The 24,378-nt window shown below is 37.1% G+C and carries 26 protein-coding genes; 16 read left to right on the plus strand and 10 right to left on the minus strand.

The genetic code is table 11. From position 1 onward, the window contains the following. Window positions 1-19: 19 nt before the first annotated feature. The gene (locus SK086_RS07500) at window positions 20-370 is read right to left on the minus strand and encodes a 4Fe-4S dicluster domain-containing protein (protein WP_290876462.1); all 351 of its coding nucleotides are present in this window, start codon (window positions 368-370) and stop codon (window positions 20-22) included. Window positions 371-520: 150 nt separating this feature from the next. On the opposite strand from SK086_RS07500, the gene SK086_RS07505 reads away from it, so the two are divergent. From SK086_RS07505 to SK086_RS07530, 6 genes are all read left to right on the plus strand, one after another. Beyond that, window positions 521-1,579 (plus strand): acyl-CoA reductase, encoded by a 1,059-nt coding sequence (locus tag SK086_RS07505; protein ID WP_324690718.1) that lies wholly within the window; start codon window positions 521-523, stop codon window positions 1,577-1,579. A gap of 55 nt (window positions 1,580-1,634) precedes the next feature. Next, the gene (locus SK086_RS07510) at window positions 1,635-2,999 is read left to right on the plus strand and encodes a T9SS type A sorting domain-containing protein (protein WP_324690719.1); all 1,365 of its coding nucleotides are present in this window, start codon (window positions 1,635-1,637) and stop codon (window positions 2,997-2,999) included. 123 nt (window positions 3,000-3,122) lie between these two features. After that, a complete protein-coding gene (gene serC, locus SK086_RS07515) occupies window positions 3,123-4,217 on the plus strand; it encodes a 3-phosphoserine/phosphohydroxythreonine transaminase (RefSeq protein ID WP_324690720.1) in 1,095 nt (364 codons plus the stop codon). 131 nt (window positions 4,218-4,348) lie between these two features. Next, the gene (locus SK086_RS07520; protein ID WP_324690722.1) at window positions 4,349-5,311 is read left to right on the plus strand and encodes a D-2-hydroxyacid dehydrogenase; all 963 of its coding nucleotides are present in this window, start codon (window positions 4,349-4,351) and stop codon (window positions 5,309-5,311) included. Window positions 5,312-5,408: 97 nt separating this feature from the next. Further along, on the plus strand, window positions 5,409-5,840 hold the full coding sequence (locus SK086_RS07525; RefSeq protein ID WP_324690723.1) for a DUF6146 family protein: 432 nt from the start codon (window positions 5,409-5,411) through the stop codon (window positions 5,838-5,840). Window positions 5,841-5,867: 27 nt separating this feature from the next. Beyond that, window positions 5,868-6,188 carry a DUF6787 family protein gene (locus tag SK086_RS07530; RefSeq protein ID WP_324690724.1) on the plus strand — a complete coding sequence of 107 codons (321 nt, stop codon included), beginning with the start codon at window positions 5,868-5,870 and terminating at the stop codon, window positions 6,186-6,188. A gap of 47 nt (window positions 6,189-6,235) precedes the next feature. On the opposite strand, the gene folE is transcribed toward SK086_RS07530, so the two are convergent. Then, window positions 6,236-6,904 (minus strand): GTP cyclohydrolase I FolE, encoded by a 669-nt coding sequence (gene folE, locus SK086_RS07535; RefSeq protein WP_290872346.1) that lies wholly within the window; start codon window positions 6,902-6,904, stop codon window positions 6,236-6,238. A gap of 148 nt (window positions 6,905-7,052) precedes the next feature. Between folE and SK086_RS07540 the strand changes: the two genes are divergently transcribed. The 8 genes from SK086_RS07540 to SK086_RS07575 all read left to right on the plus strand — a co-directional run bounded on the left by SK086_RS07540 (window position 7,053) and on the right by SK086_RS07575 (window position 15,793). Then, complete coding sequence (locus SK086_RS07540) at window positions 7,053-7,712, plus strand: ABC transporter ATP-binding protein (protein WP_324690725.1); 660 nt, start codon at window positions 7,053-7,055, stop codon at window positions 7,710-7,712. A gap of 4 nt (window positions 7,713-7,716) precedes the next feature. Further along, a complete protein-coding gene (locus tag SK086_RS07545; protein WP_324690726.1) occupies window positions 7,717-9,402 on the plus strand; it encodes an LIC_10190 family membrane protein in 1,686 nt (561 codons plus the stop codon). A gap of 1 nt (window position 9,403) precedes the next feature. Further along, window positions 9,404-10,168, plus strand: coding sequence for a TIGR02757 family protein (locus SK086_RS07550; protein ID WP_324690727.1), 765 nt, complete (start codon window positions 9,404-9,406; stop codon window positions 10,166-10,168). Between the two features lie 44 nt (window positions 10,169-10,212). Continuing rightward, window positions 10,213-11,559 (plus strand): DEAD/DEAH box helicase, encoded by a 1,347-nt coding sequence (locus tag SK086_RS07555; protein ID WP_324690728.1) that lies wholly within the window; start codon window positions 10,213-10,215, stop codon window positions 11,557-11,559. A gap of 73 nt (window positions 11,560-11,632) precedes the next feature. Beyond that, window positions 11,633-13,564: a vWA domain-containing protein gene (locus SK086_RS07560; protein WP_324690729.1), complete on the plus strand. Its 1,932-nt coding sequence runs from the start codon at window positions 11,633-11,635 to the stop codon at window positions 13,562-13,564. Continuing rightward, on the plus strand, window positions 13,561-14,814 hold the full coding sequence (locus tag SK086_RS07565) for a dihydroorotase (protein ID WP_324690730.1): 1,254 nt from the start codon (window positions 13,561-13,563) through the stop codon (window positions 14,812-14,814). The genes SK086_RS07560 and SK086_RS07565 overlap by 4 nt, the downstream gene beginning before the upstream one ends. Window positions 14,815-14,825: 11 nt before the next feature. Then, window positions 14,826-15,149 (plus strand): hypothetical protein, encoded by a 324-nt coding sequence (locus SK086_RS07570; protein ID WP_290872324.1) that lies wholly within the window; start codon window positions 14,826-14,828, stop codon window positions 15,147-15,149. Continuing rightward, window positions 15,149-15,793 carry an alpha/beta hydrolase gene (locus SK086_RS07575; protein ID WP_324690731.1) on the plus strand — a complete coding sequence of 215 codons (645 nt, stop codon included), beginning with the start codon at window positions 15,149-15,151 and terminating at the stop codon, window positions 15,791-15,793. Before SK086_RS07570 ends, SK086_RS07575 begins: the two co-directional genes overlap by 1 nt. Before the next feature lie 11 nt (window positions 15,794-15,804). Here the strand turns inward: SK086_RS07575 and SK086_RS07580 are convergent, their stop codons facing one another. From SK086_RS07580 to SK086_RS07590, 3 genes are read right to left on the minus strand one after another with little or no spacing between them, the layout of a single operon-like run. Beyond that, complete coding sequence (locus SK086_RS07580) at window positions 15,805-16,293, minus strand: hypothetical protein (RefSeq protein WP_324690732.1); 489 nt, start codon at window positions 16,291-16,293, stop codon at window positions 15,805-15,807. A 22-nt stretch (window positions 16,294-16,315) separates the two neighbouring features. Then, window positions 16,316-16,816: a hypothetical protein gene (locus tag SK086_RS07585; protein ID WP_324690733.1), complete on the minus strand. Its 501-nt coding sequence runs from the start codon at window positions 16,814-16,816 to the stop codon at window positions 16,316-16,318. A gap of 4 nt (window positions 16,817-16,820) precedes the next feature. Further along, window positions 16,821-17,588: an MBL fold metallo-hydrolase gene (locus SK086_RS07590; RefSeq protein ID WP_324690735.1), complete on the minus strand. Its 768-nt coding sequence runs from the start codon at window positions 17,586-17,588 to the stop codon at window positions 16,821-16,823. Between the two features lie 126 nt (window positions 17,589-17,714). Here SK086_RS07590 and SK086_RS07595 point away from each other — a divergent pair, with 126 nt between their 5' ends. After that, a complete protein-coding gene (locus SK086_RS07595; RefSeq protein WP_290872309.1) occupies window positions 17,715-19,181 on the plus strand; it encodes a TonB-dependent receptor in 1,467 nt (488 codons plus the stop codon). 32 nt (window positions 19,182-19,213) lie between these two features. On the opposite strand, the gene bcp is transcribed toward SK086_RS07595, so the two are convergent. Further along, window positions 19,214-19,666 (minus strand): thioredoxin-dependent thiol peroxidase, encoded by a 453-nt coding sequence (gene bcp / locus SK086_RS07600; protein ID WP_290872306.1) that lies wholly within the window; start codon window positions 19,664-19,666, stop codon window positions 19,214-19,216. A 61-nt stretch (window positions 19,667-19,727) separates the two neighbouring features. On the opposite strand from bcp, the gene SK086_RS07605 reads away from it, so the two are divergent. Then, window positions 19,728-20,393: an endonuclease III domain-containing protein gene (locus SK086_RS07605; protein ID WP_290872303.1), complete on the plus strand. Its 666-nt coding sequence runs from the start codon at window positions 19,728-19,730 to the stop codon at window positions 20,391-20,393. A gap of 18 nt (window positions 20,394-20,411) precedes the next feature. Here the strand turns inward: SK086_RS07605 and SK086_RS07610 are convergent, their stop codons facing one another. The 4 genes from SK086_RS07610 to bglX form a co-directional block, all read right to left on the minus strand. Next, window positions 20,412-20,555: a hypothetical protein gene (locus tag SK086_RS07610; RefSeq protein ID WP_290872300.1), complete on the minus strand. Its 144-nt coding sequence runs from the start codon at window positions 20,553-20,555 to the stop codon at window positions 20,412-20,414. 58 nt (window positions 20,556-20,613) lie between these two features. Next, window positions 20,614-21,201 (minus strand): RNA polymerase sigma factor, encoded by a 588-nt coding sequence (locus SK086_RS07615; RefSeq protein WP_290872298.1) that lies wholly within the window; start codon window positions 21,199-21,201, stop codon window positions 20,614-20,616. A gap of 172 nt (window positions 21,202-21,373) precedes the next feature. Next, the gene (locus SK086_RS07620; RefSeq protein ID WP_324690736.1) at window positions 21,374-22,138 is read right to left on the minus strand and encodes a glycoside hydrolase family 16 protein; all 765 of its coding nucleotides are present in this window, start codon (window positions 22,136-22,138) and stop codon (window positions 21,374-21,376) included. Between the two features lie 10 nt (window positions 22,139-22,148). Further along, complete coding sequence (gene bglX / locus SK086_RS07625; RefSeq protein WP_324690737.1) at window positions 22,149-24,371, minus strand: beta-glucosidase BglX; 2,223 nt, start codon at window positions 24,369-24,371, stop codon at window positions 22,149-22,151. Window positions 24,372-24,378: the final 7 nt, after the last annotated feature.

The following is a 24,378-nucleotide window of genomic DNA, read 5'->3' on the forward strand; positions in this document are numbered from 1 at the left end:
TTTAAGCTCAGGATTTTTTTTATTCGTTATGCAAGAAAGATTGACGATTTAATAAAGTCTCTTCACTTTCTACATGATTGTCATCAGGAACACAACAATCCACCGGACAAACCGCGGCACATTGTGGTTCTTCATGGAAACCCTTACATTCTGTACACTTTCCGGGTACGATGTAATAAATATCATCGGAAATAGGAGTTTGTGCAGCATCAGCATCTACTTCGGTACCGTCTGGTAAAACAACTTTCCCTCTTAGCTTAGTCCCGTCTTTGTAGCGCCAATCATCGGCACCTTCATAAATTGCGGTATTCGGACATTCCGGTTCACAAGCCCCGCAGTTAATGCATTCGTCAGTTATTATGATAGCCATCTTTTTGTAGTTTGGAGTTTGTAGTTCAGAGTTCAGAGATTTTTGAGCGAGGCGTTTTAAAATTACTCCCAACCCAACACTTCCTACTCATTACTTTTTCACTAATTTTGCACAAAATTACAATCAAAACCATTCATAAACAAGTCACTCATGTTACAAATCGAGAAAAAAAATTGTTTTATCGCATTAGGTCAGTTTTTGAGTCAATTTAATGTAGACCAAAATCAAAAAAAAGAAGGCGTATTGCACAACGATTTGTACTTCGATGCGTTTGTGGATTTGATTCAATTATCCCAATCACATAACGGTTGGTTTACACCGGAACAAGTGTGTCATGCAGTGCAATCTTGGGCCAAAGCCTTAACAGAGGACAATTTAAATACTTGGTTGTCACGATACGATTTCTCTACCATCCAACCTAAAACTGTAGGTTTGATTTTGGCCGGAAATATTCCGCTGGTAGGTTTTCACGATTTCATTTCGGTTTTGATATCAGGACATAAAGTGTTGGTCAAAACTTCTTCTAACGATCAACATTTGATAAAGTTTTTAGCCCAATATTTGGTAACTGTATCACCGGAAATGGACAACTACATCACTTTTACCGACGGAAAATTGGAAAATTTTGATGCCGTAATCGCTACCGGGAGCAACAATACTGCCCGTTATTTCGAATTCTATTTTAAAGACAAACCGAGTATCATTCGCAAAAACCGCAATTCGGTAGCGCTATTAACCGGGAAAGAAAGACATGAAGATTTAGTGCATTTAGGCGAAGATATTTTCCGATACTATGGCTTAGGTTGTCGCAACGTTTCCAAACTTTTTGTACCGAAAGACTACGATTTTCAGCCTTTTTTTAAAGCCATATACGAATACAAAGATGTTATTTTTTACGAGAAATATTCCAATAACTACGACTACAATAAAGCTGTTTTCCTGATGAGTAATTTTAAATTACTCGATAACGAATTCCTTACCTTGAAAGAAGACAGCAGCTACGCCTCTCCTATTTCCTCTGTTTTTTATGAATACTACGATGATTTAGAACAGATAAAGCTGAGATTGGAAAATGATAAAGAGCAAATTCAGTGTGTGGTTTCCAATGGTTTGACGCCTAACAGTATTCCGTTTGGAAAAACCCAGCAGCCGGAACTTTGGGACTATGCGGATAATGTAGACACTTTACAATTCTTGATTAAATTATAGTTTTTTCTTACTTTAATAAAAATGTTTTTTAAATTTGATTTAAAATCAATTTTTTATGAAAAACATTTGGTTACTACTATTTTCACAACTCATTTTTTCACAATTACAAGTGAGTTCCTTTTATCCAACTTTTGGTGCAAGTGGCAATTATTTTGGCCGGAAAGTTGAGATTAACAACAATGATGTAGTTGTATCAAGTGGCTATAACAACTCCTTTAATCAACTTGGTAAAGTTTATGTATTTGACTTTACTGATAACAATTTAATACAAACTGATGTATTAATCGAGTCAGATGTTAGTGGTCCGGATAAGTTTGGAAGTTCAATTTCTAAAGAGAATGATAAAATAGCTATCGGAGCACAAAACCAAGGAGCAAATAATTCAAATTTAGGCGCTGTTTATCTTTACAAAAAAATAAATGGAAATTATCAGTTTCATCAAAAAATAACATCTGTAAACAATACAGCTAATGATAATTTCGGCCGCTATGTAAAATTATTTAATAACAGGCTGTATATTTCATCTAAAAATAATGTTTACGTGTTTGATTTGGACAATAACGTTTGGACCTTATCACAAACGTTATCAGTAGCAAATGAAACCGACTTGGGAACAAAAATTGAAATTGCTAACAATCAGTTATTAATTTCTTCCGGACACTACAACGGATATAATAGCACCAAAATCTATAGTTTCAATATGGTAAATAATCTTTGGAATTATCAAAGTACCTTTAATTATAATCCAAATCAAATATTCAATTTCAAATTATATAATTCCCAATTGTATATTGTAGATGATACATCCGGCTTGGTATCAATTTATGATTTCAGCGATAATAATTGGGTTTTAAACTCTTCGTTTCAAATACCTTTGAATGACCAAATTTATGATGAAATTGTTGTAAACAATGAGAATATATTTTTAGGTTCCAACACCTACATACTTCAATTGAGCAGAAAATTTGCATTGCTACACTATAAAAAAGTTAATGGTATCTGGACGAGTCAAGCACCAATCTACAGCAATGAAACTAATGCTCAGATTGACGATTATTTCGGTTCTTCTTTGGCATTGGAAGGCAGTAACTTAATAATAGGTTGTCCGGGGGAATTTAGCCCAGGTCCTACACAAACCGGAAGAGCTTACTATGCTGACACAACTTTGAGTTTAGAAGAAAACTTTTTGAATTCATTTTATTTTTATCCCAATCCAACAAAGGACATTTTACATATAGAAAATGATTTTATTGACAAAATAGAAAACGTTTCTATTTTTCAAATTGACGGAAAAAAGATAGCTACAATTAAATCCAATTTTGAAACAATTGATTTAACAAATTTAACTAAAGGTGCTTATTTTTTTAAAATTTTATTTCATAATAATGAAATAATCACAAGGAAAATAATTAAAAAATAGCTTTTAGGTAATTATCAACTAAAACGTTTTCGTTAATAACATCACCTTATTATTGCGGAATTCTAACCGCTTATTTTAACCCTATTTCCGAAATTTGCGCTTTAATTTTTTGGAAATGCTATTATGAAAAAACACAACTACAGCGCCGGTCCTTGCATATTACCTCAAGAAGTTTTTGAAAAATCGGCTCAAGCCGTATTAGACTTTAACCACTCGGGGTTGTCTATCTTGGAAATTTCCCACCGCAGTAAAGATTTTGTAGCCGTTATGGAAGAAGCCAGAGCTTTGGTTTTGGAACTTTTAGGCTTGGAAAATAAGGGCTATCAAGTGTTGTTCTTACAAGGTGGTGCGAGTTTGGAATTTTTGATGGTACCATACAATTTGATGAAGACGGATGGCAAAGCCGCTTATTTGGATACCGGAACTTGGGCGAACAACGCCATCAAAGAAGCTAAATTGTTTGGTGAAACGATAGTTGTTGCATCTTCTGCAGCTCAAAATTACAATCACATCCCAACAGATTACAGCATCCCGACTGACGTGGATTATTTTCATTGTACCAGTAACAATACCATATTCGGAACCCAAATGAAATCGTTTCCTAAAACGGGTGTTCCGGTGGTTTGTGATATGAGTTCAGACATTTTTTCACGTACCTTGGATTTCTCTCAATTTGACTTGATTTATGCCGGAGCGCAGAAAAATATGGGCGCCGCAGGAACAACCTTGGTTGTAGTCAAAGAAGAAATTTTAGGCAAAACCGGTCGTGCGATTCCAAGTATCTTAGATTATCAAAAACACATTAAAGCCGAAAGCATGTACAATACACCATCGGTTTTTGCAGTATACACTTGCTTGTTAACCTTGCAATGGTTGAAAAACCAAGGTGGCATTGCCGCCATTGAAAAAGTAAACGAAGCGAAAGCCAATTTGCTCTACAATGAAATAGACAGAAATACCATGTTTAAAGGTACCGCTGCGGTAGCTGACAGAAGTTTTATGAATGCGACTTTCTTGTTGGAAAATCTGGAACTTCAGGAATCATTCGACAAAATGTGGAAAGCAGCCGGCATTTCCGGAATTACAGGACACCGTTCGGTAGGCGGTTATCGCGCTTCGATGTACAATGCACTGCCGCTGGAAAGTGTTCAAGTGTTGGTAGATGTGATGAAAGAATTTGAATCGGTTTACAGCAACCAGTCGCAGTTAGCACAATAGCCCTAGCCCGGATTGCCCCGAAGCATCGGGGTGAAATCCTTTTTTTTTTTCTTTAAAACAAAAAGATTGGAACGAAAAGCCGGATTAAGCTTCCCAAAAAACAACATACAACTTATAACATACAACTAAAAATGAAAGTATTAGCCAACGACGGAATTTCAAAAAGCGGTATCAAAGCTTTAGAAAGAGGCGGATTTGAAGTGATTACTACTAAAGTGGCGCAAGAACAAGTGGCCAATTATATCAATGCCAACGATGTTTCGGTATTGTTAGTGCGCAGTGCTACTAAGGTTAGAAAAGATATTATTGACGCTTGCCCGGGTTTAAAGATTATTGGTCGCGGCGGTGTTGGAATGGACAACATTGATGTAGCTTATGCCCGTTCTAAAGGTGTACATGTGATTAATACACCGGCCTCTTCATCGGAAAGTGTGGCCGAATTGGTGTTTGCGCATTTGTTTACCGGTGTTCGCTTTTTACACGATTCGAACCGAAATATGCCTTTGGAAGGCGATTCTAATTTTGATGGTTTGAAAAAAGCCTATGCTAACGGCATTGAATTGCGGGGAAAAACCTTGGGTATTATTGGTTTTGGCCGAATTGGGCAAGCCGTAGCTAAAATGGCTTTAGGGTTAGGCATGAAAGTGATTGCCGCAGATAAATTTGTAGATAAAGCTGAAGTTAGAGTAGATTTTTACAACGGTCAATTTATCAACGTTGAATTTGAAACTGAACCTATAGAAGAAGTATTCAAACATGCCGATTTTATTACGCTTCACGTTCCGGCTCAGGAAGGTTACGTGATTGGAAAAGAAGAATTAGCGATGATGAAAGATGGCGTTGGCATCGTGAATTGTGCCCGTGGTGGTGTGATTGATGAAGTGGCTTTGGTGGAAGCTTTAGACAGCGAAAAAGTATTGTTTGCCGGTTTGGATGTGTTTGAAAAAGAACCTACTCCGGAAATTCAAATATTGATGCATCCGAAAATTTCGTTGACGCCACATATTGGCGCGGCGACTTTGGAAGCGCAAGACCGAATTGGTACCGAATTGGCAGAACAGATTATGAGTCTGCTACAATCGGAAAAAGCATAAAAATGAAGCCATACTAAAAAGTGTGGCTTTTTTATTTTAACATCTTTAAAACAATTAGTATGGATGAATATGCTTAACTTTATATCAAATTGAGTGTATGAAAACTTTAGTTGCTGTTATCGGTTTGCTTTTGATTATCATTGGTTGTAATAGCACCAAAACAGTTGCTGATACTCCCGGAAATCCATTGGCCAAAGTATCGGACACGGTTAAAATTGCCAACGACAGTTTAGAGTACGAAGTGATTATTATTGATCCGGGATTCAGTTCTTGGTTGGCCGGAAGAGCGCGACCAAGAGGCTATTATTCGGAAAGTTTTTTGGAAATTAAAAACCAAATGTATGTCGCCGAATGGAACCTTCGGGCTTCACAACCGTTGCGGTATGATTCAAATTTATACATGATGACTATTGATTATCAGCCTACTATACATTATGGTTATGAAGTTAATTATTTGATTTACAATTACTTTATTTATTTTCAAAATCGATACAATCAAAGACTTGGCGGATTTGTTCCCGTTCAATAAACTGTTATCTTTACCAAAAATTACCTTATGGCAAGTTTTAAAGAACGCTGGAACATCAAATCGAATTGGCAGGTATTTGTCATTATCGTAGTGTTTGCTTTAACCGGTTCTTCTGCGGCTTATCTTTCTAAACCCTTTTTACAGTTTTTCGGGATTGTAAAAGGCGAAGTTTCTAACTGGATTTATTATCCGCTTTACATAGTACTCATCTTCCCTATTTACCAAGTTTTGTTAGTTACTTACGGATTTATTTTCGGGCAATTCGCTTTCTTTTGGGCGTTTGAAAAAAAGATGCTTAAAAGCATGGGCTTGGGTTTTTTATTTCCGGACAAAAAAAATCCCGAGTAAAAATTACCCGGGACTTTTACCCAAAAAATACTTAATTAACTAAAAATCTATTTCTCCTTTATTAAGTTGAAGAAATCATTGCGGTTATCTTTATCGTTAAAAATACCTCCATATTGTATGGTTGAAGTGTAGCTGCTCTCATCTTCGATGCCACGACTGGAAACACACAAATGCTTAGCTTCCATTACTACAATAACGCTTTCGGTATCTAAAACGGTTTTTAATTCGTTAAAAATTTGCATGATCAAACGCTCTTGCACTTGCGGACGACGAGCGTAATAATCTACAATGCGATTCAATTTTGACAAACCGATTACTTTTCCACTGGAAACGTAACCAATATGAGCTTTACCAATGATAGGTAAGAAATGGTGTTCGCAAGTTGAGTTAAAACTAATATCGGCTTCCACCAACATTTTATCGTATTGATAAGAGTTGTCAAAAACAGATATCTTTGGTTTATTCGCCGGATTCAAGCCAGAGAAAATTTCGTCAATAAACATTTTGGCCACACGATGTGGCGTTCCTCTTAAACTGTCATCGTTCATATCTAATCCCATTTCCTGCATTATTTGGTGGAAATGGTGCTCAATTACTTTTTTCTTGTCAGCATCTGATTTATCGAAAGCATCAGGTCTAAGCGGTGTGTCTGCAGAAGTCATTTGATGATTGTCGCCTATCAGTTCAAATAATTCTTTTTCAATGGTAGTGTTCATAAGAATTAATATTTTGTTCAACAAAAGTACGAAATGATTAAACAGAAAAAAGTAATTAACATAACTTTATTACTTATTCAACGATAAAAAAAATTGATTCAAAGTTTATAAAGCAAAATACTTTGTTACTTTGTGAAAAATTCGACTGATGATTACGGCCAAAAACATCCACAAATATTACGACAATTTACAGGTGCTGAAAGGTGTTGATTTACACATTAAGAAAGGAGAAATTGTTTCCATAGTCGGCGCTTCCGGTGCCGGAAAAACAACCCTATTACAAATCTTAGGCACCTTAGACAATGCTACAAAAACCAACAATACTTCACTTGAAATAAACAATGAAAACGTTCTGAAAATGAACGACAAAGAGCTTTCTAAATTCAGAAATCTACACTTGGGTTTTATTTTTCAATTTCACCAATTGTTACCTGAATTTACGGCATTGGAAAACGTTTGTATTCCGGCTTACATAGCAGGTAAAGATAAAACCGCTACTGAAGCCGAAGCTGAAAAATTATTAACCTATTTAGGATTGGCCGAAAGAAGTCAACACAAGCCTAACGAACTCTCCGGTGGTGAACAACAACGCGTGGCTGTAGCTCGTGCCTTGATCAACAAACCAGCAGTGATTTTTGCCGACGAACCTTCCGGAAATTTAGACACGGCCTCTGCCGAAAACTTACATCAATTGTTTTTCAAGTTGCGCGATGAGTTCGGACAAACCTTTGTAATTGTCACACACAACGAAGATTTGGCTAACATGGCCGATCGTAAACTAGTCATGAAAGACGGCTTAATTGTTTGATGTTATGGCGCTTATCCTGTTGAGTTGGTTGTTTATTTTTGTCACTGCTGCAAGTTTAGGAATAAGCTTTTCAAAACTATTGGGAATTCCGGTGCGAAACCTCACCATTACCACTGTATTAGGATTGTTTGCGGTAACATTATTAGCCAGTCTTTGGGCTATTTTCGGACCAATCAGCTTAGGATTTACGGTTATTTTAACCACTATCTCTTTAATTTCGGGTTATTATTTTAGAGTCGATTGGCAGTTGTTAGGGAAAACAAGCGTTAAATCATTGAGTACTTTTTCTATACCGTTGAAATCATTCTTTACACTGAGTAGTATTTTAATATTGGCCCAATCTGCTACTTCCCCATTTATAGTTGACAATGAAACCTACTACATCCAAACGATAACATGGCTGAACGAATACGGTTTGGTTCCCGGTTTGGCGAATTTGCACTTATTTTTTGGACAAACCAGTGGTTGGCATATTGCCCAAAGCGCGTATTCACTGTCTTTTCTGTACAATAACTTCAACGACTTAAATGGCTTTTTACTGTTACTAATGAACTTTTGGGCTTTTGAAAGACTTCACTCTTATTGGGTAACCCAAAACAAAATTGACTTGGCTTTCGGATTGTTGCCTTTGAGCTACCTGTTTTTATTCCAATTTGTCAACGCGCCATCACCGGATTTAGCGGTTTACAGCATCGCTTTCTTGGCGTTTTTTATTTACACTTCGGCAGAAAATCCTACTGAAAAACTCAAACTCCTGAGTGTATTACTATTGTTTGCTACCTACATTAAAATAACAGCGTTTGTTCTTTTGCTTTTGCCGATTATCGTTTGGATCAAACATTACAAACAAATCAACAACCAACTCATTGCCATCCGATTGCTCGCTGGATTGGTATTATTTCTGTTTGTGATTAAAAACAGTATACTGACGGGTTACCCTTTGTATCCGCTAACATTCTTACCCTATTCCGATGCGGATTATATGTTACCGAAAGACATCCTGTCATATTTTTTCAGTCACGGCATGATGCATTCTTTTTATTTACCGTTTGGCACTTTCGAACAAGCTTCATGGTTAAACATTTTGAAGCACTACTTTTGGCTAAACGGAATTGATAGTCTTATTGGAATTACAACAATAGTATTACTCATCATAACACCATTTATCCTCAAAAAATATTATCCCAAACAAGGTTTAACACCTATTTATTGGGTATTTATTGTACTTTTAATTTTGTTGATGCTGAGTTCGCCTCAATACCGATTCTACGTGTATTTCACTATTTTCTTCGGATTGTTAGTACTTGCTGCGCTCTTGTCTAAAGAAAAAATAATCTTGTCCTTGTTGGGTTTAAGTTGCCTTGGTTGTGCTGTTTTAGTGTTAGTTCCGATGTCGTTCGGCAGCTTGACCAACAATACCATGCTAATGCAAAACAACACCTTTGAAGCGGAGAATTTTATTTTTCCGAAACCAAATAGTAAGAGTAACATCGCATACACCACCGAAACCAAAGGCAATTTAAACTACAATACACCGCAAAACACCGAATTGTTCTGGATAACCGGAAATGGTGCTTTACCAACGGTCAGCAAAGCACAATTGGATTATTTCCAAACTTATTTTCACGTGATTCCGCAAAGGCGTGGTCAAACCTTAAGTGAAGGTTTTAAAGCTCAAAAAGTAAAATGACATGACTAAATCAGAACTCAAAGATTTTTTGGACGAGAAAGTCGTGCTTTACAATAATCCTAAATTCATAGAAAGCGATCCAATTCAGATTCCGCATCAATTCATCCATAAAGAAGATATAGAAATTGCCGCTTTTCTCACAGCAACCATCGCTTGGGGCAATCGCAAAATGATTATCAACAATGCCAATCGAATGATGGATTTGATGGGCAATTCGCCTTACGACTTCGTCATGAATCATGAGGAACATCACTTAGAAAACCTGATAACATTTGTGCACCGAACCTTTAACGGGATAGATTTTAAAACTTTTGTTATTGGTTTACAACAATTGTATCAGAATCAAGGTGGTTTGGAACATTTTTTTACCCAGCATCAGGAATCCGATTCCATGCAAAATGCCATTGCTGCTTTCAAAAAACAGTTCTTCTCTGTGCCACATTTACCTCGAACTACTAAGCATATTTCAGATCCGACACAAGGTTCTGCTGCCAAACGTATCAATATGTATTTGCGATGGATGATTCGAAAAGACAACAATGGCGTTGATTTTGGGTTATGGCAAAACATTCCTACTTCCGTTTTATCTTGTCCGCTCGATGTACATTCCGGGAATGTGGCAAGAAAATTAGGTTTGCTTAACCGTAAACAAAACGATGGCAAAGCTTTAGCAGAATTAGATACTTCGTTACGCCAATTAGACCCTATAGATCCGGTGAAATACGATTTTGCCTTATTTGGCTTAGGCGTTTTCGAAGGCTTTTAAGGTTTATTTTCAATTCCGTACCTTTGCCCGAAATTCACTAAGCCATGAGCACTTTCGAGCTATTCAATCTTCCGAAATCATTACAAAAAGCCGTTGACGAATTAGGGTTAACTACACCAACACCCATTCAGGAACGTGCCTTTCCCGTAATTATGTCGGGACGCGATGTGATGGGAATTGCCCAAACCGGTACCGGAAAAACTTTTGCGTATCTGTTACCCATATTAAAACAATGGAAATTTGCCGCTACCGATACGCCGAGAGTTGTAATCATAGTACCAACCCGTGAATTGGTAGTACAAGTAGCCGCCGAAGTCGAAAAACTCAGCCAATACATGTCGGTTCGTACCTTGGGCGTTTACGGAGGTGTGAACATCAATACGCAGAAAACCGCAGTTTATCAAGGTATTGACATTTTAGTCGGTACTCCGGGAAGAATCATGGATTTGGCCTTAGACAATGTGGTTCGCTTTGACAATTTGCAGAAATTAGTCATCGATGAGTTTGATGAGATTCTGAATTTAGGTTTTCGCTTTCAAGTCACTTCCATCCTAACCATGCTCAAAGGCAAACGCCAGAACATCTTATTTTCGGCTACAATGACCGATGACGTGGATGAAATGCTGGAAGAATATTTCGATTTTCCGGAAGAAGTTTCCTTGGCACCGAGCGGAACACCCTTGGAAAAAATAGAACAATTGGGATACAAAGTGCCTAATTTCCTGACTAAAGTCAATTTTATAGCCGATTTGCTTCAAGACGAAGCTTTTGAACGCGTGTTGCTTTTTGTGAATAATAAAAAGACAGCCGATTTGTTAGCCGATAAATTGGAAGAAATTTATCCTGAGCAATTTGGGATTATTCACTCTAATAAATCACAGAATTATCGTTTGCAAACTATGGCCAATTTCAGAGCCGGTGAAATCAGAGGTATAGTCACGACCGATGTTATGGCGCGTGGTTTGGATATATCAGATATTACGCATGTCATCAACGTAGAGTTTCCGGAAGTTCCCGAACAATACATTCACCGTATCGGTAGAACCGGTCGTGCGGATAAATCGGGTATTGCCATCAGTTTGATTAGTCCGAGAGAAGAAGAAATCATGATTGAAGCCGAAATGTTGATGGAAAAGGAAATCGAATTCATCGAATTACCGGATACTGTTATCATAGCCGAACGCTTATTGGAGTTTGAAAAAGACAAGAAAAAGAAAATGAAATTCTTGTTGAAGAAACCCAAATTAGAAGGCGGCGCTTCCTTTCACGAAAAGAAAGAGAAGAATAAAAAAGTTAATTTAGGCGGACCTTCTAAAACTAAAAAGAAAACCAATTCTTCGGTGAATCGGAACATATTGAAAAACCGAGCGGCCAAACGTAAAAAGAAATAAAAGTACCGCTAAAATTGTCTTAAACACTTAGGTAAAATCATAAAAAGTGCTATTTTTGATAAACTTTTACTAAATGCAATTCAAACACCCGGAAATCCTATATTTTCTCTTTTTATTGGTGATTCCAATTTTGGTGCATTTATTCCAATTGCGACGTTTTAAAAAGGAGTATTTTACCAACGTACAATTCCTGAAAGAGCTTTCCATACAAACCCGCAAGAGTTCGACCATTAAAAAATGGCTGTTGCTTGTTACTCGTTTACTCTTATTGGCCTGCTTGATCTTAGCATTTGCACAACCTTTTTTTACCGCCAAAGAAAGCGCAAAGGCAACTAACGAAATGTACATCATTTTAGACAATTCGTATAGTATGCAAGCCAAAGGCCAGCAAGGCGAATTGCTCAAACGTGCCGTACAAGAGTTATTGGAACACACGCCGGAATCGCAGAATTTCTCATTGATTACCAATTCGGAAACCTTTTGGAATACCGATATTAAATCGATTCAGAAAGAGTTGCAGGATTTAAAATACAGCGCAACGCCTTTCCGATTGGATAACTTGATTGCTAAAGTCAATGCTCGGAAATCGGCTTTCAACAAAGACATAGTAGTGATTACCGATGCCGTTGGTGTACAAGCCAATGAATCGAAAAGTTTCAAAAAAGAAGACAACGTTTATTTCATTATACCGGAAGCCGAACAAAAAAATAATGCTTCAATTGACAGCATTTACATCCAACAAAACTTAGACAGTTTTTATGAAATCGCCATCAAGTTATCGGCCAATGGCGAAATTTCTTCGTTGCCGATTGCGCTTTACAATCAGACTAAATTGACGGCTAAAACTGTGGTGAATTTTGATGGCGATGCAAAGAGTCAATTGGTTAAATTTACCATTCCGAAAGAAGATTTTCACGGCCATGCTTCAATTACCGATAAAGGTTTGGAGTATGACAATACGTATTACTTCAGCATTTCAAAACCCAGCAAAACCAATGTTATCAGCATAGGTGATAATGAGAAAAGTAATTTCTTAGCGCGAATTTACACGGCAGATGAATTCAACTACACCAATTTCCCGTTGGCGAATTTGGATTATAATTTACTGGAAAAACAAGACGCCATAGTCCTCAATGAATTAAAAGACATACCGCAAGCTTTACAAACTACCTTAAAATCATTTGTCAATAAAGGTGGAAATGTGACGGTTATTCCGGCGCAAGAAAGCAATTTAACTACTATGAATGCTTTCTTGTCAAACTTCGGTGCCATTCAATTGAAAGCTTTGACTAGTGGTGATAAAAAGGTGACAAAAATCAATTTCAATCACCCCTTGTTTAGCAATGTGTTTGAAAAAAAGGTGGATAATTTTCAATATCCTTCTACCAAATCAGCTTTTAGTATTAGTAGCAATACTCCGGCAATATTGACTTACGAAGATCAAAGTGCTTTCTTGACATCTATCAGTAATCCGTTGTCTTCCGTTTATGTTTTTGCAGCACCAATTGCTAAAAGCAATAGTAATTTCCAGAATTCGCCGTTAGTAGTACCGACTTTCTACAATATGGCGCAAAGCAGTCAGAAATCGGGCGTGACGGCTTTGACTATAGGCGAAAATCAGCCGTTTGTAGTGGAAACATTATTATCGAAAGATGAAATTTTGACCGTTAAAAACAAAGACGAAAGTTTTATACCGGTGCAACAATTGTTGAATACCAAAGTAAAAATGACCTTTGCTGAACAGCCTGTACAAGCCGGAAATTTTGGTATTTTTAACGGTACAAATCCGGTTGAAAACATCAGCTTTAATTACAATCGCACCGAAAGCAATTTGAGTTTAGCCAATCCGGATATTACAGTTGGTTATCAAAATAGTGACGATATCGAATCGGTGTTCAACACCATTCAAACCGATAGAACCGATACGCAAATCTGGAAATGGTTTGTGTGGCTCACCCTACTCTTTTTAGTCTTAGAACTGCTCATTCAAAAATTTGTCAAATGAACTTAGTCATCCGAAAAGCCAAAATTATTGACCCTAAAAGTCCCTTTCACAACCAAACTGTTGATGTAAAAATTACGAATGGCGTCATTGATGCAATTGGCAATTCGGTCAGTAATGATGCCAACTATCAAGAATTCCAACAAGAAGGTTTACACTTGTCACAAGGTTGGTTTGACACCAGTGTTTCCTTAGGCGAACCTGGTTTTGAAGACCGAGAAACCATTGCTAACGGATTAATAGTAGCGGCCAAAAGCGGTTTTACCGGAATTGCGCTTCAACCCAACTCACATCCGATAATTGACAACCAATCGCAAGTACATTTCGTAAAACAGAAAGCGGTAAATTCAGCAACTGATTTATATCCGATAGGTGCTTTGACCAAAAACAGCGAAGGCAAAGATTTAGCCGAATTATACGATATGAAAAATGCCGGAGCAGTGGCTTTTGGCGATTACGGCAAGAGTTTGTCTAATGCGAATTTGCTAAAAATCGGATTACAATACGTACAGGATTTTGACGGATTGGTAATCGCTTTTGCACAAGATGAAACCATCAAAGGTAATGGTGTAGTCAATGAAGGTGTTGTTTCAACTCGATTAGGATTGAAAGGCATTCCGAATTTAGCCGAAGAATTAATCATCGCTCGTAACTTATTTTTACTCGAATATACCGGAGGGAAATTACACATCCCAACAGTTTCAACGGCCAAATCCGTAGCTTTGATAAAAGAAGCCAAAGCCAAAGGATTGGCGGTGACTTGCAGTGTGGCGGTTCATCATTTAGTATTGACTGATGAGAAATTAGACGGTTTTGATACTCGATATAAAGTCAGCCCACCATTACGCACCGAAGCCGACAGACAAGCTTTGTTAACAGGAGTTTTAGACAATACTATTGATTGTATTACCAGCGATCACAATCCAATCGATATTGAGCACAAGAAGATGGAATTCGACTTAGCCAAAAACGGAACTATCGGATTAGAAAGTGCTTTCGGAGCGTTATTGACTGTTTTACCTTTGGAAAAAGTAATTGAAAAATTGACTTCCGGTGATATAGTTTTAAATATTGAAAAACAAGTTATTGACATTAATTCAAAAGCGAATTTAAGTCTGTTTGAAATCGACTCTAATTGGACATTTTCGAAAGAGGCAATTTTATCCAAGTCGAAAAATAGTGCCTTTTTAGGACAACCTATGCAAGGCAAAGCCTTAGGCATTTACAACAACGGAAAATTAGTTTTAGCATAAAAAATACCAATATGGAAAATCAAGATAAATCAAAAAACACGGCTATAATTGCTTACTTAACTATTATTGGAGCTGTGATTGCTATTTTTATGAATCAGGAAGATAATAAATCAGCTTTTGCTTCCTTCCATATTCGTCAAGCCTTAGGCTTATTTTTATCATTCTTCTTGTTAGGCTATTTTGTGGGTTATGCCGATAGCTGGACTGTAACTTCCGCTTTTTATCTATTCTATTTTATTTTGTGGATTTACGGATTTTTAGGAGCCGTTCAAGGACAAATGAGAGAGTTGCCGGTAGTTGGTGCTTTTTTCCAGAATCTTTTTAAAACATTATAATGGAATTATCGTTATACCATTTGGTCAGAGAACCAAAAATCAAAAAAGAGAAAAATCCTTTACTCCTATTACTTCACGGCTACGGCAGTAATGAAGAAGATTTATTTTCATTTGCCTCAGAATTACCCGAAGATTATTATGTGGTTTCGGCTCGTGCGCCATTTGATTTATCTTATGGCAGTTACGCTTGGTATGCCATCAACTTCGATGCGGATGAAAACAAGTTTTCCGATATTGGTCAAGCCCGTGCATCGCGAGATATTATTGCCCGCTTCATAGATGAATTAGTAACTAATTATGCTATAGATGCTGAGAATGTAACCTTAATTGGTTTTAGTCAAGGTTGTATTTTAAGTTATGCCGTAGCGGTATCGTATCCGGAAAAAGTACAACGTGTAGTTGCCATGAGTGGCTATTGGAATCCGGAAATTGCGGTAGATGACTATTTGGAAAACGACTGTAGTAAACTGCGCATTTTTGCTTCACACGGAACAGTTGATCAAGTAATACCGGTAGAATGGGCCAGAAAATCGATTCCGGCTCTGCAAGTTTTAGGAATTGAAATCGTTTTTAAAGAATACATGGTCGGTCATGGCGTAGCACCACAAAACTTTTTTGATTTCAAGCATTGGCTTACCAAATAAAACAAAGAAAACTACTGTTCTTCCGTATCGCTACCGGTAATTTTTTTACCCGGCATACCATCACCTGAAAATTTGTTTTCGTTTCCTTTCTTCAGTACATAGCCTTTCCATGGCACGAGCTGCCAATCTTCAAAAATCCATGGCTTGCCTTCAGCAACTCTGGTTAGTACAATCGACTTTGTATCGTTTGGTAAAAATATTTCGGCTTGGTTACCATCTTCACTAAACAACGCATAAGCGCTTAGAGATTCGTCGTCACTATTGGGATTAGCAATCGGATTTAATGGAACTCCGGTAAAAGCCTTAATACATTCTTTGTTAATTTTAGACCAAACATAACCTGCCGTAGCCAAGCAACCGTGTTCGTCCTTATCATTAACCACAGAAGAATCTTTAACCGCTTCATTGCCTACAACTTGTTCTTCTCCGGACGGTTGATCAGTGAGTTTACAAGATACCAAAACACTGCAAAACAGCAGTAAGTAAAGTGATTTTTTCATAAATGTGATTTAGTGTAGGCTGCTAATTTAATTCTTTTGAATATAAGTAAGAGTTCATAACCTCAAAAGATACAGTTTGGTCTTCATTAATAAAATACTTCAATAAGACTTCTCCCCATAATTCTCCGTTGCTGTAGTTGGCAATAATCCAGCGATGGTTGAGCAATTTCACCTTATTGATGATGAATTTTTGCTCTCCCATTTTGGTCTGATCGGTGTATTTATTACCTTCTTTGTCGTCGTTATAAGCCAATAAAGCTTGTTTTACTTTTTCAGAAAAAGCGTTGATATCATTTTGATTCAAATAATTCATTGCTCTGTCATTATATTCCAAAGAAAAAACATTGGCTTCATACAATTTGTTTTCCAAATCGGCTATTTTCAGGGAATCGTTTTTAACTGAACCTTCTGATTTTTCTTCCGTGGCTTGCATGCTCTTCTCTTTACCGGTAAAATACTTGTAAGTAAAAAGATTCATCAACACGGCGATAATAAAAAGATAAAGAAACAGTGATTTTTTCATGGTGTTATATTGTGATTTTTAAATTGTCGTAAGCCAAATAAACATTTTTCGGCAATCTTTGTTGTACTTCTTCATGAAATCCAAGCAGATGACTGATGTGCGTTAAATAGGCTGTTTCAGGTTGAACCAAATTTATAAAATCTAACGCTTCTTGCAAATTAAAATGTGAGTGATGCGATTCTTCCCGCAAGGCGTTCACCACCAACACTTTCACACCTTTTAATTTCTGTATTTCTTCATCTTGTATCGTTTTAACATCGGTTAAATAGGCAAAATCCTGAATTCGGAATCCGAAAACTTGCACATGACCGTGATGTACATTGATGGGAATAACCGGAGTTGTTCCTATCATAAAGCTTTGTCCATTTATAATTTCAATCGGATGCACACTAGGCGCGCCGGGATATTTGTTTTCATTCTCGAAGATATAGTCAAATCGCTTGCTTAAATTTTGCAAAACGCGTTGGTGACCGTAAACCGGAATTGGCGAACCTTGTTTGAAAAAAAATGGTCGAATATCGTCTAAACCCGCCGTATGATCGGCATGTTCGTGGGTAAACAAAATGCCGTCCAATTGGGTACAACCACAGTTTAACATTTGTTGGCGAAAATCGGGACCACAATCCACTACAATAGAATGGTTTTCCCAAGTAATCCAAACTGCAACGCGCAATCGTTTATCTTTAGTATCGTTGCTTTTGCAAACCGAATGTTGACTTCCGATAACCGGAATACCTTGAGAAGTTCCTGTGCCTAAAAAATAAACTTGCATACTAGCATGATTTTTGTGATTGAGCTGAAAAATAATGACTTTAAAAGTAATTATTTACAAAAATAGACTTAATTCTCTTTTTATAAAATAGCTATTTTACTAACTTTGCCAAGAATACAATCTACCATGGACAAAACAGTTTCAAATATAAAGCTTAAAGGCGACAAAGCCATCGAACAAATTCCGGCTATTAAAGACAAAGCTTTGCGAATTAACTTGAATGAAAACATTTACGGTACATTCGCGGAAATTGGAGCCGGTCAGGAAACAGTAAGACACTTTTTCAGAGCTGGAGGTTCATCAGGAACCATTGCGAAAGCAATGTCTGCTTACGATAAAGACTTTAGTGATGCGATTTACGGAATTGAAGATGACGGTCGTTACGTAACCGAAAGTCGATTAAAAAAGATGTTATCTCATGAAGTAGAATTGATTGAGCAACGTTTGAAAAGAGACAAACATCCTAACAAAATGTTCTTTAGTTACGCCAATACAGTAGCTACTATTGATTTTGCCAAACAATTTAAAGGCCACGGTTGGGTTGGTATCAAATACCAAGTTGAACCTGATGAAGATTACAACGAAATCATTTTACACATTCGTTTTAAAGAAACCGATGCTCGTTTGCAACAAGAAACCTTAGGGATTTTAGGGGTGAACTTGATTTACGGTGCCTATTACAAATACAATGATCCAAAGAAATTGTTACGCTATCTATACGACCACTTGGATAAAGACCAATTGGAAATAGACACCATTAACTTTTCCGGACCGCGCTTTGCCAATGTTGACAATCGATTGATGAGTTTGCAATTGGTTAAAAACGGCATGACCGATGCAGTAATGTTTGGACCTGATGGTAAAAACGTATTGCCGGCTTCCATCTTATACAAGAAAAACATTTTGGCTTTGCGAGGTAGTTTCCGTCCGGTGACTCAGGTGAACATGGACATGTATGAGAAATCTTTGAAAATGTTTTTAGAAGAAAGCAAAGTTGACAAAGACAATACATTGGTGATTTTCGAAATTACCCTTTCTAACTTGCGTTCTGAAGGTGAAATTGACGAAAGAGATTTTATGGACAGAGCGGAATTGCTTTGTTCCTTAGGGCAAACCGTAATGATTTCCAACTTCCAGGAATATTATAAAGTAGTAGAGTATTTTTCTAACTATACCAAAGCTCGTATGGGATTGGCAATGGGAGTAAACAATTTAGTAGACATTTTCGATGAGAAATATTACCGTCATTTGAGCGGTGGCATTTTAGAAGCTTTCGGAAAATTATTCTACAGAGATTTAAAAGTGTTCTTGTACCCTATGGAAGGCGAAGATGGAGAAATCATCAACTCGCAAAACTTAAAAGTACACCCGCGCATGAAAGAATTGTACAAATTCTTTGCTTACAACGGTAAAGTAGTCGACATCACCGAATTTGACAAAAACCACTTAAAAATATTCTCCAGAGAAGTATTAAAAATGATCAACAACGGTACTCCGGGTTGGGAAAAAATGCTTCCGCAAGGTATTGCTGAGATTATCAAAAAACACCGTTTGTTTGGATACGATCCGAATAAAATTTTAGAAAAAGTATAAAACAAAAAAGCCGAGATTTTACTCGGCTTTTTTTATTTTAATATTTGTACGGCATGCGCTTTTGTTTTTACATCGGTAATAACATCGTCTATAATTCCTTCTTCATTAATCACAAACGTTGTACGGTGAATACCATCGTATTCTTTGCCCATAAACTTTTTCGGACCCCAAACACCAAACGCTTCAATAACCGATTTGTCTTCATCGGCCAAAAGCGGAAACGGGAAATCGAATTTATTTTTAAAATTGGCTTGTGCTTTGGCACTGTCCGCGCTTACTCCTAAAAGTTCATAATTATTGGCTTTGAAGCGATCATAATTGTCCCTTAAATCACAGGCTTCTGCGGTACAACCCGGCGTGTTGGCTTTAGGATAAAAGAAAACTACCAATTTCTTTCCTTTATAATCGGCCAATGTATGCGGGTTTCCGTCTTGGTCATTTCCTGAGAAATGGGGTGCTTTGTCCCCTTTTTTTAATGTTGTCATATTTTAGATGCTAGAGTTTTGAGGTTAAATTTACTATTTTTACCAATCAAAATTAGGTAAAATGACCAAACAAGAACGTGCAACATTCGTTATAAATACGTTAAAAGACTATTATCCCGAAATACCAATTCCGTTAGACCACAAAGATCCGTACACTTTATTAATTGCTGTATTGTTATCTGCCCAATGTACTGATGTCAGGGTCAACCAAATTACGCCGATACTATTTGCAAAGGCTGACAATCCCTACGATATGGTAAAACTAAGTGTCGAAGAAATCAAAGAGATTATCAAACCCTGCGGATTATCACCGATGAAATCTAAAGGCATTTATGGTTTGTCTAAAATTTTAATTGAAGAGCACAACGGAGCAGTGCCGCAAAGTTTTGATGCGTTGGAAAGATTACCGGCAGTTGGTCATAAAACGGCAAGTGTTGTTATGTCACAAGCTTTTGGTGTTCCTGCCTTTCCGGTTGATACGCACATCCATCGCCTAATGTACCGATGGAATTTATCGAACGGAAAAAGTGTACAGCAAACGGAAAAAGATGCCAAAGCTATCTTTCCGAGGGAATTATGGAACGATTTGCACTTGCAAATTATTTGGTATGGCAGAGAATACTCTCCGGCCAGAGGTTGGAATTTGGAGAAAGACATCATCACCAAAACCATAGGCCGAAAATCAGTTTTGAATGAGTACTTAAAAAAAACATCCCGTAGCGTTTGATACGATACGGGACGTTAATTAATTAGCAATATTTTCGAAGTTCATGTTGCCTACTTTGATAATATTCAATGCACAAGAATATTGAAGTATCAAACGAATTGTTTCTTTTTTGGGTAACATTTTTGGTGTTGCTAATTTGCGTTTAGAGTAAAGTTTTGCCATATAAAAATCACTTGGTTTGATTGTTTATAAGATAACGCAAAAAATTACTTTTTATTATCTAAGAAGGCAAATAAATTTTATTTTTTTCAATCACCTTTCTCATATTGGTAATTGCATAACGCATTCTACCCAAAGTGGTGTTAACGCTAACACCGGTATAATCGGCTATTTCTTTAAAACTCATATCTAAATAATAACGCATCATGATTACTTCCTTTTGGTCATGCGGTAATTTTTCGATAATGGTTTTGATATCCACTTCAACCTGATTTTTAATCAACTTGCGTTCTGCATTTAGAGAATCATCCGTAATTCTGGCAAACACAGACAGCTCATCCGTATCCCGGTTCATCGGCATTTTTTTATCGCTTCTGAATTTATCGATAATCAAATTGCTGGCGATACGCAATACCCAAGACAAGAACTTACCTTCTTCGTTGTAGTATTTGCGTGATTTGAGTGTGTGAATAACCTTGAAAAAGGTTTCTTGGAAAATGTCTTCCGTAATGTCTCTATCCAAAACTTTGGAATAGATATACCCGTAAATTTTCGATTGGTGTCTGTTAACCAAGATTGCCAACGCATTTTCATCGCCGGAAATATACTTGTCAACTAATACAGCGTCTGGAAGTTGAGATTTAGCCATAACAATACCTTTTAGTAACGGTTAAAAAAATAATCTATAATCTAAAAAGTAATGTTTCTGTATAGGCAAATCGTTTTGTGAATAATTAATAAATCAAATTTAACACAATTTTTATTTAAAAAACAAATAAAAATTGAAAAAAGCTTTAAGAAAAGTTAAAAAAAGCCATTCCTTATTGATAAACTCTAATGTAATCAATTATAAATTCTTGCGGAAAAATACTATTGTCTACATCATGACCGCCAAAGTTTCCGCCTACTGCCACATTAATGAGAAAATAAAACGGTTGGTTGAAAGGCCAAATATTTTCGTCTTTATTATCCGGACTAAAAACATACACTGATTGGTTGTCTACCAAAAACTCAATCTTATCTTTGGTCCATTCGATAGCATATAAGTGAAAACCTTCTTCAATATTGTCAATTTGCGTTTTTTTGGTATTGATCGTATTACCGTGACTGTCTTGAGTGTGTAACGAAGTGAATACTTTATGTGGTTCACGACCAACATATTCTAATATATCAATTTCGCCACATTTAGGCCAACCTACTTTGTTGATGTTAGCGCCCAGCATCCAAAAGGCCGGCCAAATTCCTTTACCGGTTGGAATTTTGGCTCTCGCTTCCATCCTACCGTATTGGAATTCTTGCTTTCCTGCCGTAGTGATTCGTGTTGAAGTGTAGCCGCCATCATCATTTTTAAGCACATTGATTACTAAATACCCATTTTTAAGGCTATGATTATCTTTGGTGTAAACTTGTTTCTCATTATTTCCCCAGCCACAAATGTTAGGACAACCATCTCCTAATTCAAAATTCCAATCGCTTTCGTTTAAAGTAGTTCCGTTGAATTCCTCTTGCCAAACCAATTTACGATCTTTAGGCTGTGCCCAAGCAATACCAGATGACAACAATGCTATAAACAGTATTTTTTTCATAGTAACAATATTAGGGAATTAATTCGAAGTTGGCCGATAATCGAATGTCTGAAGAAGACGATCCTATCATTAAATTGAATGCTCCCGGCTCCGACTTAAATTCTAAAGCTTGGTTGTAAAATGCTAACTTTTCATTATCAATGACAAAGGTCAACGTTTTGGTTTCTCCCGGTTGTAATTTAACTTTTTGAAAATCTTTTAATTCGATAATAGGTCTTACTACTGATCCAAACTTGTCTTGAAGGTACAACTGCACTACTTCTTCTCCTGCCAATTTTCCGGTATTGGTTAATGTCATTGAAACTTCCAAAGTTTCAGTGTCTTTCATCTTGGTTTTAGATAACTTTAAATCACCATAGCTAAAGCTTGTGTAACTCAACCCATAACCAAAAGGAAACTTCGGAGAATTTGGCAAGTCAATGTAGGCCGACTTGTATACTTTATCTTCGTTTATAGAAGGTCTACCAGTGCTAAAATGATTGTAATAAATTGGAATTTGACCTTCTGACCTCGGGAAAGACATCGGCAATTTACCGGACGGATTGTAATCTCCAAAAAGCACATCGGCTATTGCATTTCCAGCTTCTGAACCCAACCACCAAGTGTAAACAATAGTTGGCATATTATCGGCAGTCCAATTAAAAATTAACGGCCTTCCGGCATTGATTAAGATAACTATAGGCTTTCCGGTTTTCTGCAATTCTTTGATTAAATCCTCTTGTACACCCGGCAACTGTAAATTACTGCGGCTTTTAGCTTCGCCACTCATATTCCATCTTTCACCTATACTTAAAATTACCACATCGGCTTGATTGGCCGCATCTATAGCTTCTTGAAAACCGGCTTTGCTCATATCTTCAACTCCACATCCTCTGGCATACAACAATTTGGTTTTCTTGCCCACTTTATTCTGTAAGCCTTCCCATTGTGAAACGATATAAGTAGAATCAACATCTTTTAAATCCACTGCCCAAAATCCGTGATTAATGCGTTTAGGTTTTACCATTGGTCCGATAAAGGCAATGGTTTTAGTTTCTTTAGAAAGTGGTAAAATTTGATTATCATTCTTAAGCAAAACTATACTTTTGGCGGCCACATCACGGGCAATTTTGGCATGTTCCGGATTATTTAAAGCTTTTTCCTGACGCTCTTTGCTGCAAAATTTGAACGGATCATCAAACAATCCCAACTCGAATTTCTTACGTAAAATTCTCTTAACCGCCTCATCTACAACACTCATCGGAACTTTATTTTCAGCAACCAGTTGAGCTAAGTTAAAACGATAAGCGTTGCTTTCCATATCCATATCGCTTCCGGCTAAAATGGCTTTTTCAGCGGCTTCTTTGTTGTCATTGCAATAGCCGTGAGCAACCATTTCACCTATCGAACCCCAATCGGAAACCACAAAACCTTGGTAATTCCACTTCCCTTTTAAAATATCTCGTTGTATGTATTTATTGGCCGTTGCCGGAATACCGTTAATATCGTTAAAAGCATTCATAAATGTAGCCACATTAGCGTCAACAGCTGCTTTGAAAGGTGGCAAATAAGTTTCCCACAACATTCTATCGCTCATGTCCACAGAGTTGTAATCTCTTCCACCGGAAGCAGCTCCATAAGCTGCAAAATGTTTAGCACAAGCCATGACTGCATCTAAATCGCCCAACTTATTCCCTTGAAAACCTTTAACACGAGCAAAGGCAATTTTGGAACCCAAATAAGTATCTTCACCGGCACCTTCCATAACCCTTCCCCATCTCGGATCGCGAGAAATATCAACCATAGGAGCAAATGTCCAATGAATTCCGGAAGCTGCGGCTTCTGTTGCGGCTATACGTGCGGAAAGTTCCATAGCTTTTAAATCCCAACTCGCTGCTTCAGCCAACGGCAAAGGAAAAGTAGTTTTGTGTCCGTGAATCACATCTAAACCAAACAAAAGTGGAATTTTCAAACGGGATTGCATGGCTAATTCTTGGTATTGACGGGTGTATTTCCAACCAATAACGTTGAGCATAGAACCGATTTTTCCCTCTTTAATTTCTTGTTGTTTATTAGGATTAATAGTCAACGGTCCAGTAACTGTATTGTCGCCGGTATATTGATTAAGCTGACCTATTTTTTCTTCTAAAGTCATTTTTTTCATCAACTCGTCAACCCTTTGGTCAATTGATTTTTGTTGGGCAAAGCCGATAAATCCTGTAACTAGGAATAAGACAGTCAGTAGTTTTTTCATTTCAAAG

It is taken from the genome of Flavobacterium cheonhonense (genome assembly GCF_035671315.1).
Lineage (GTDB): Bacteria > Bacteroidota > Bacteroidia > Flavobacteriales > Flavobacteriaceae > Flavobacterium > Flavobacterium cheonhonense.

Excerpts from the sequence above, each read along its gene's own strand:
- SK086_RS07540 (WP_324690725.1), top strand. The coding sequence starts at position 7,053 with ATGATTACGGCCAAAAACATCCACAAATATTACGACAATTTACAGGTG.
- serC (WP_324690720.1), top strand. The coding sequence starts at position 3,123 with ATGAAAAAACACAACTACAGCGCCGGTCCTTGCATATTACCTCAAGAA.
- folE (WP_290872346.1), bottom strand. The coding sequence starts at position 6,904 with ATGAACACTACCATTGAAAAAGAATTATTTGAACTGATAGGCGACAAT.
- SK086_RS07595 (WP_290872309.1), top strand. The coding sequence starts at position 17,715 with ATGGACAAAACAGTTTCAAATATAAAGCTTAAAGGCGACAAAGCCATC.
- SK086_RS07550 (WP_324690727.1), top strand. The coding sequence starts at position 9,404 with ATGACTAAATCAGAACTCAAAGATTTTTTGGACGAGAAAGTCGTGCTT.
- SK086_RS07565 (WP_324690730.1), top strand. The coding sequence starts at position 13,561 with ATGAACTTAGTCATCCGAAAAGCCAAAATTATTGACCCTAAAAGTCCC.
- SK086_RS07560 (WP_324690729.1), top strand. The coding sequence starts at position 11,633 with ATGCAATTCAAACACCCGGAAATCCTATATTTTCTCTTTTTATTGGTG.
- SK086_RS07510 (WP_324690719.1), top strand. The coding sequence starts at position 1,635 with ATGAAAAACATTTGGTTACTACTATTTTCACAACTCATTTTTTCACAA.
- SK086_RS07605 (WP_290872303.1), top strand. The coding sequence starts at position 19,728 with ATGACCAAACAAGAACGTGCAACATTCGTTATAAATACGTTAAAAGAC.
- SK086_RS07575 (WP_324690731.1), top strand. The coding sequence starts at position 15,149 with ATGGAATTATCGTTATACCATTTGGTCAGAGAACCAAAAATCAAAAAA.
- bglX (WP_324690737.1), bottom strand. The coding sequence starts at position 24,371 with ATGAAAAAACTACTGACTGTCTTATTCCTAGTTACAGGATTTATCGGC.
- SK086_RS07610 (WP_290872300.1), bottom strand. The coding sequence starts at position 20,555 with ATGGCAAAACTTTACTCTAAACGCAAATTAGCAACACCAAAAATGTTA.
- SK086_RS07525 (WP_324690723.1), top strand. The coding sequence starts at position 5,409 with ATGAAAACTTTAGTTGCTGTTATCGGTTTGCTTTTGATTATCATTGGT.
- SK086_RS07555 (WP_324690728.1), top strand. The coding sequence starts at position 10,213 with ATGAGCACTTTCGAGCTATTCAATCTTCCGAAATCATTACAAAAAGCC.
- SK086_RS07615 (WP_290872298.1), bottom strand. The coding sequence starts at position 21,201 with ATGGCTAAATCTCAACTTCCAGACGCTGTATTAGTTGACAAGTATATT.
- SK086_RS07505 (WP_324690718.1), top strand. The coding sequence starts at position 521 with ATGTTACAAATCGAGAAAAAAAATTGTTTTATCGCATTAGGTCAGTTT.
- SK086_RS07545 (WP_324690726.1), top strand. The coding sequence starts at position 7,717 with ATGGCGCTTATCCTGTTGAGTTGGTTGTTTATTTTTGTCACTGCTGCA.
- bcp (WP_290872306.1), bottom strand. The coding sequence starts at position 19,666 with ATGACAACATTAAAAAAAGGGGACAAAGCACCCCATTTCTCAGGAAAT.
- SK086_RS07520 (WP_324690722.1), top strand. The coding sequence starts at position 4,349 with ATGAAAGTATTAGCCAACGACGGAATTTCAAAAAGCGGTATCAAAGCT.
- SK086_RS07530 (WP_324690724.1), top strand. The coding sequence starts at position 5,868 with ATGGCAAGTTTTAAAGAACGCTGGAACATCAAATCGAATTGGCAGGTA.
- SK086_RS07620 (WP_324690736.1), bottom strand. The coding sequence starts at position 22,138 with ATGAAAAAAATACTGTTTATAGCATTGTTGTCATCTGGTATTGCTTGG.
- SK086_RS07585 (WP_324690733.1), bottom strand. The coding sequence starts at position 16,816 with ATGAAAAAATCACTGTTTCTTTATCTTTTTATTATCGCCGTGTTGATG.
- SK086_RS07500 (WP_290876462.1), bottom strand. The coding sequence starts at position 370 with ATGGCTATCATAATAACTGACGAATGCATTAACTGCGGGGCTTGTGAA.
- SK086_RS07570 (WP_290872324.1), top strand. The coding sequence starts at position 14,826 with ATGGAAAATCAAGATAAATCAAAAAACACGGCTATAATTGCTTACTTA.
- SK086_RS07580 (WP_324690732.1), bottom strand. The coding sequence starts at position 16,293 with ATGAAAAAATCACTTTACTTACTGCTGTTTTGCAGTGTTTTGGTATCT.
- SK086_RS07590 (WP_324690735.1), bottom strand. The coding sequence starts at position 17,588 with ATGCAAGTTTATTTTTTAGGCACAGGAACTTCTCAAGGTATTCCGGTT.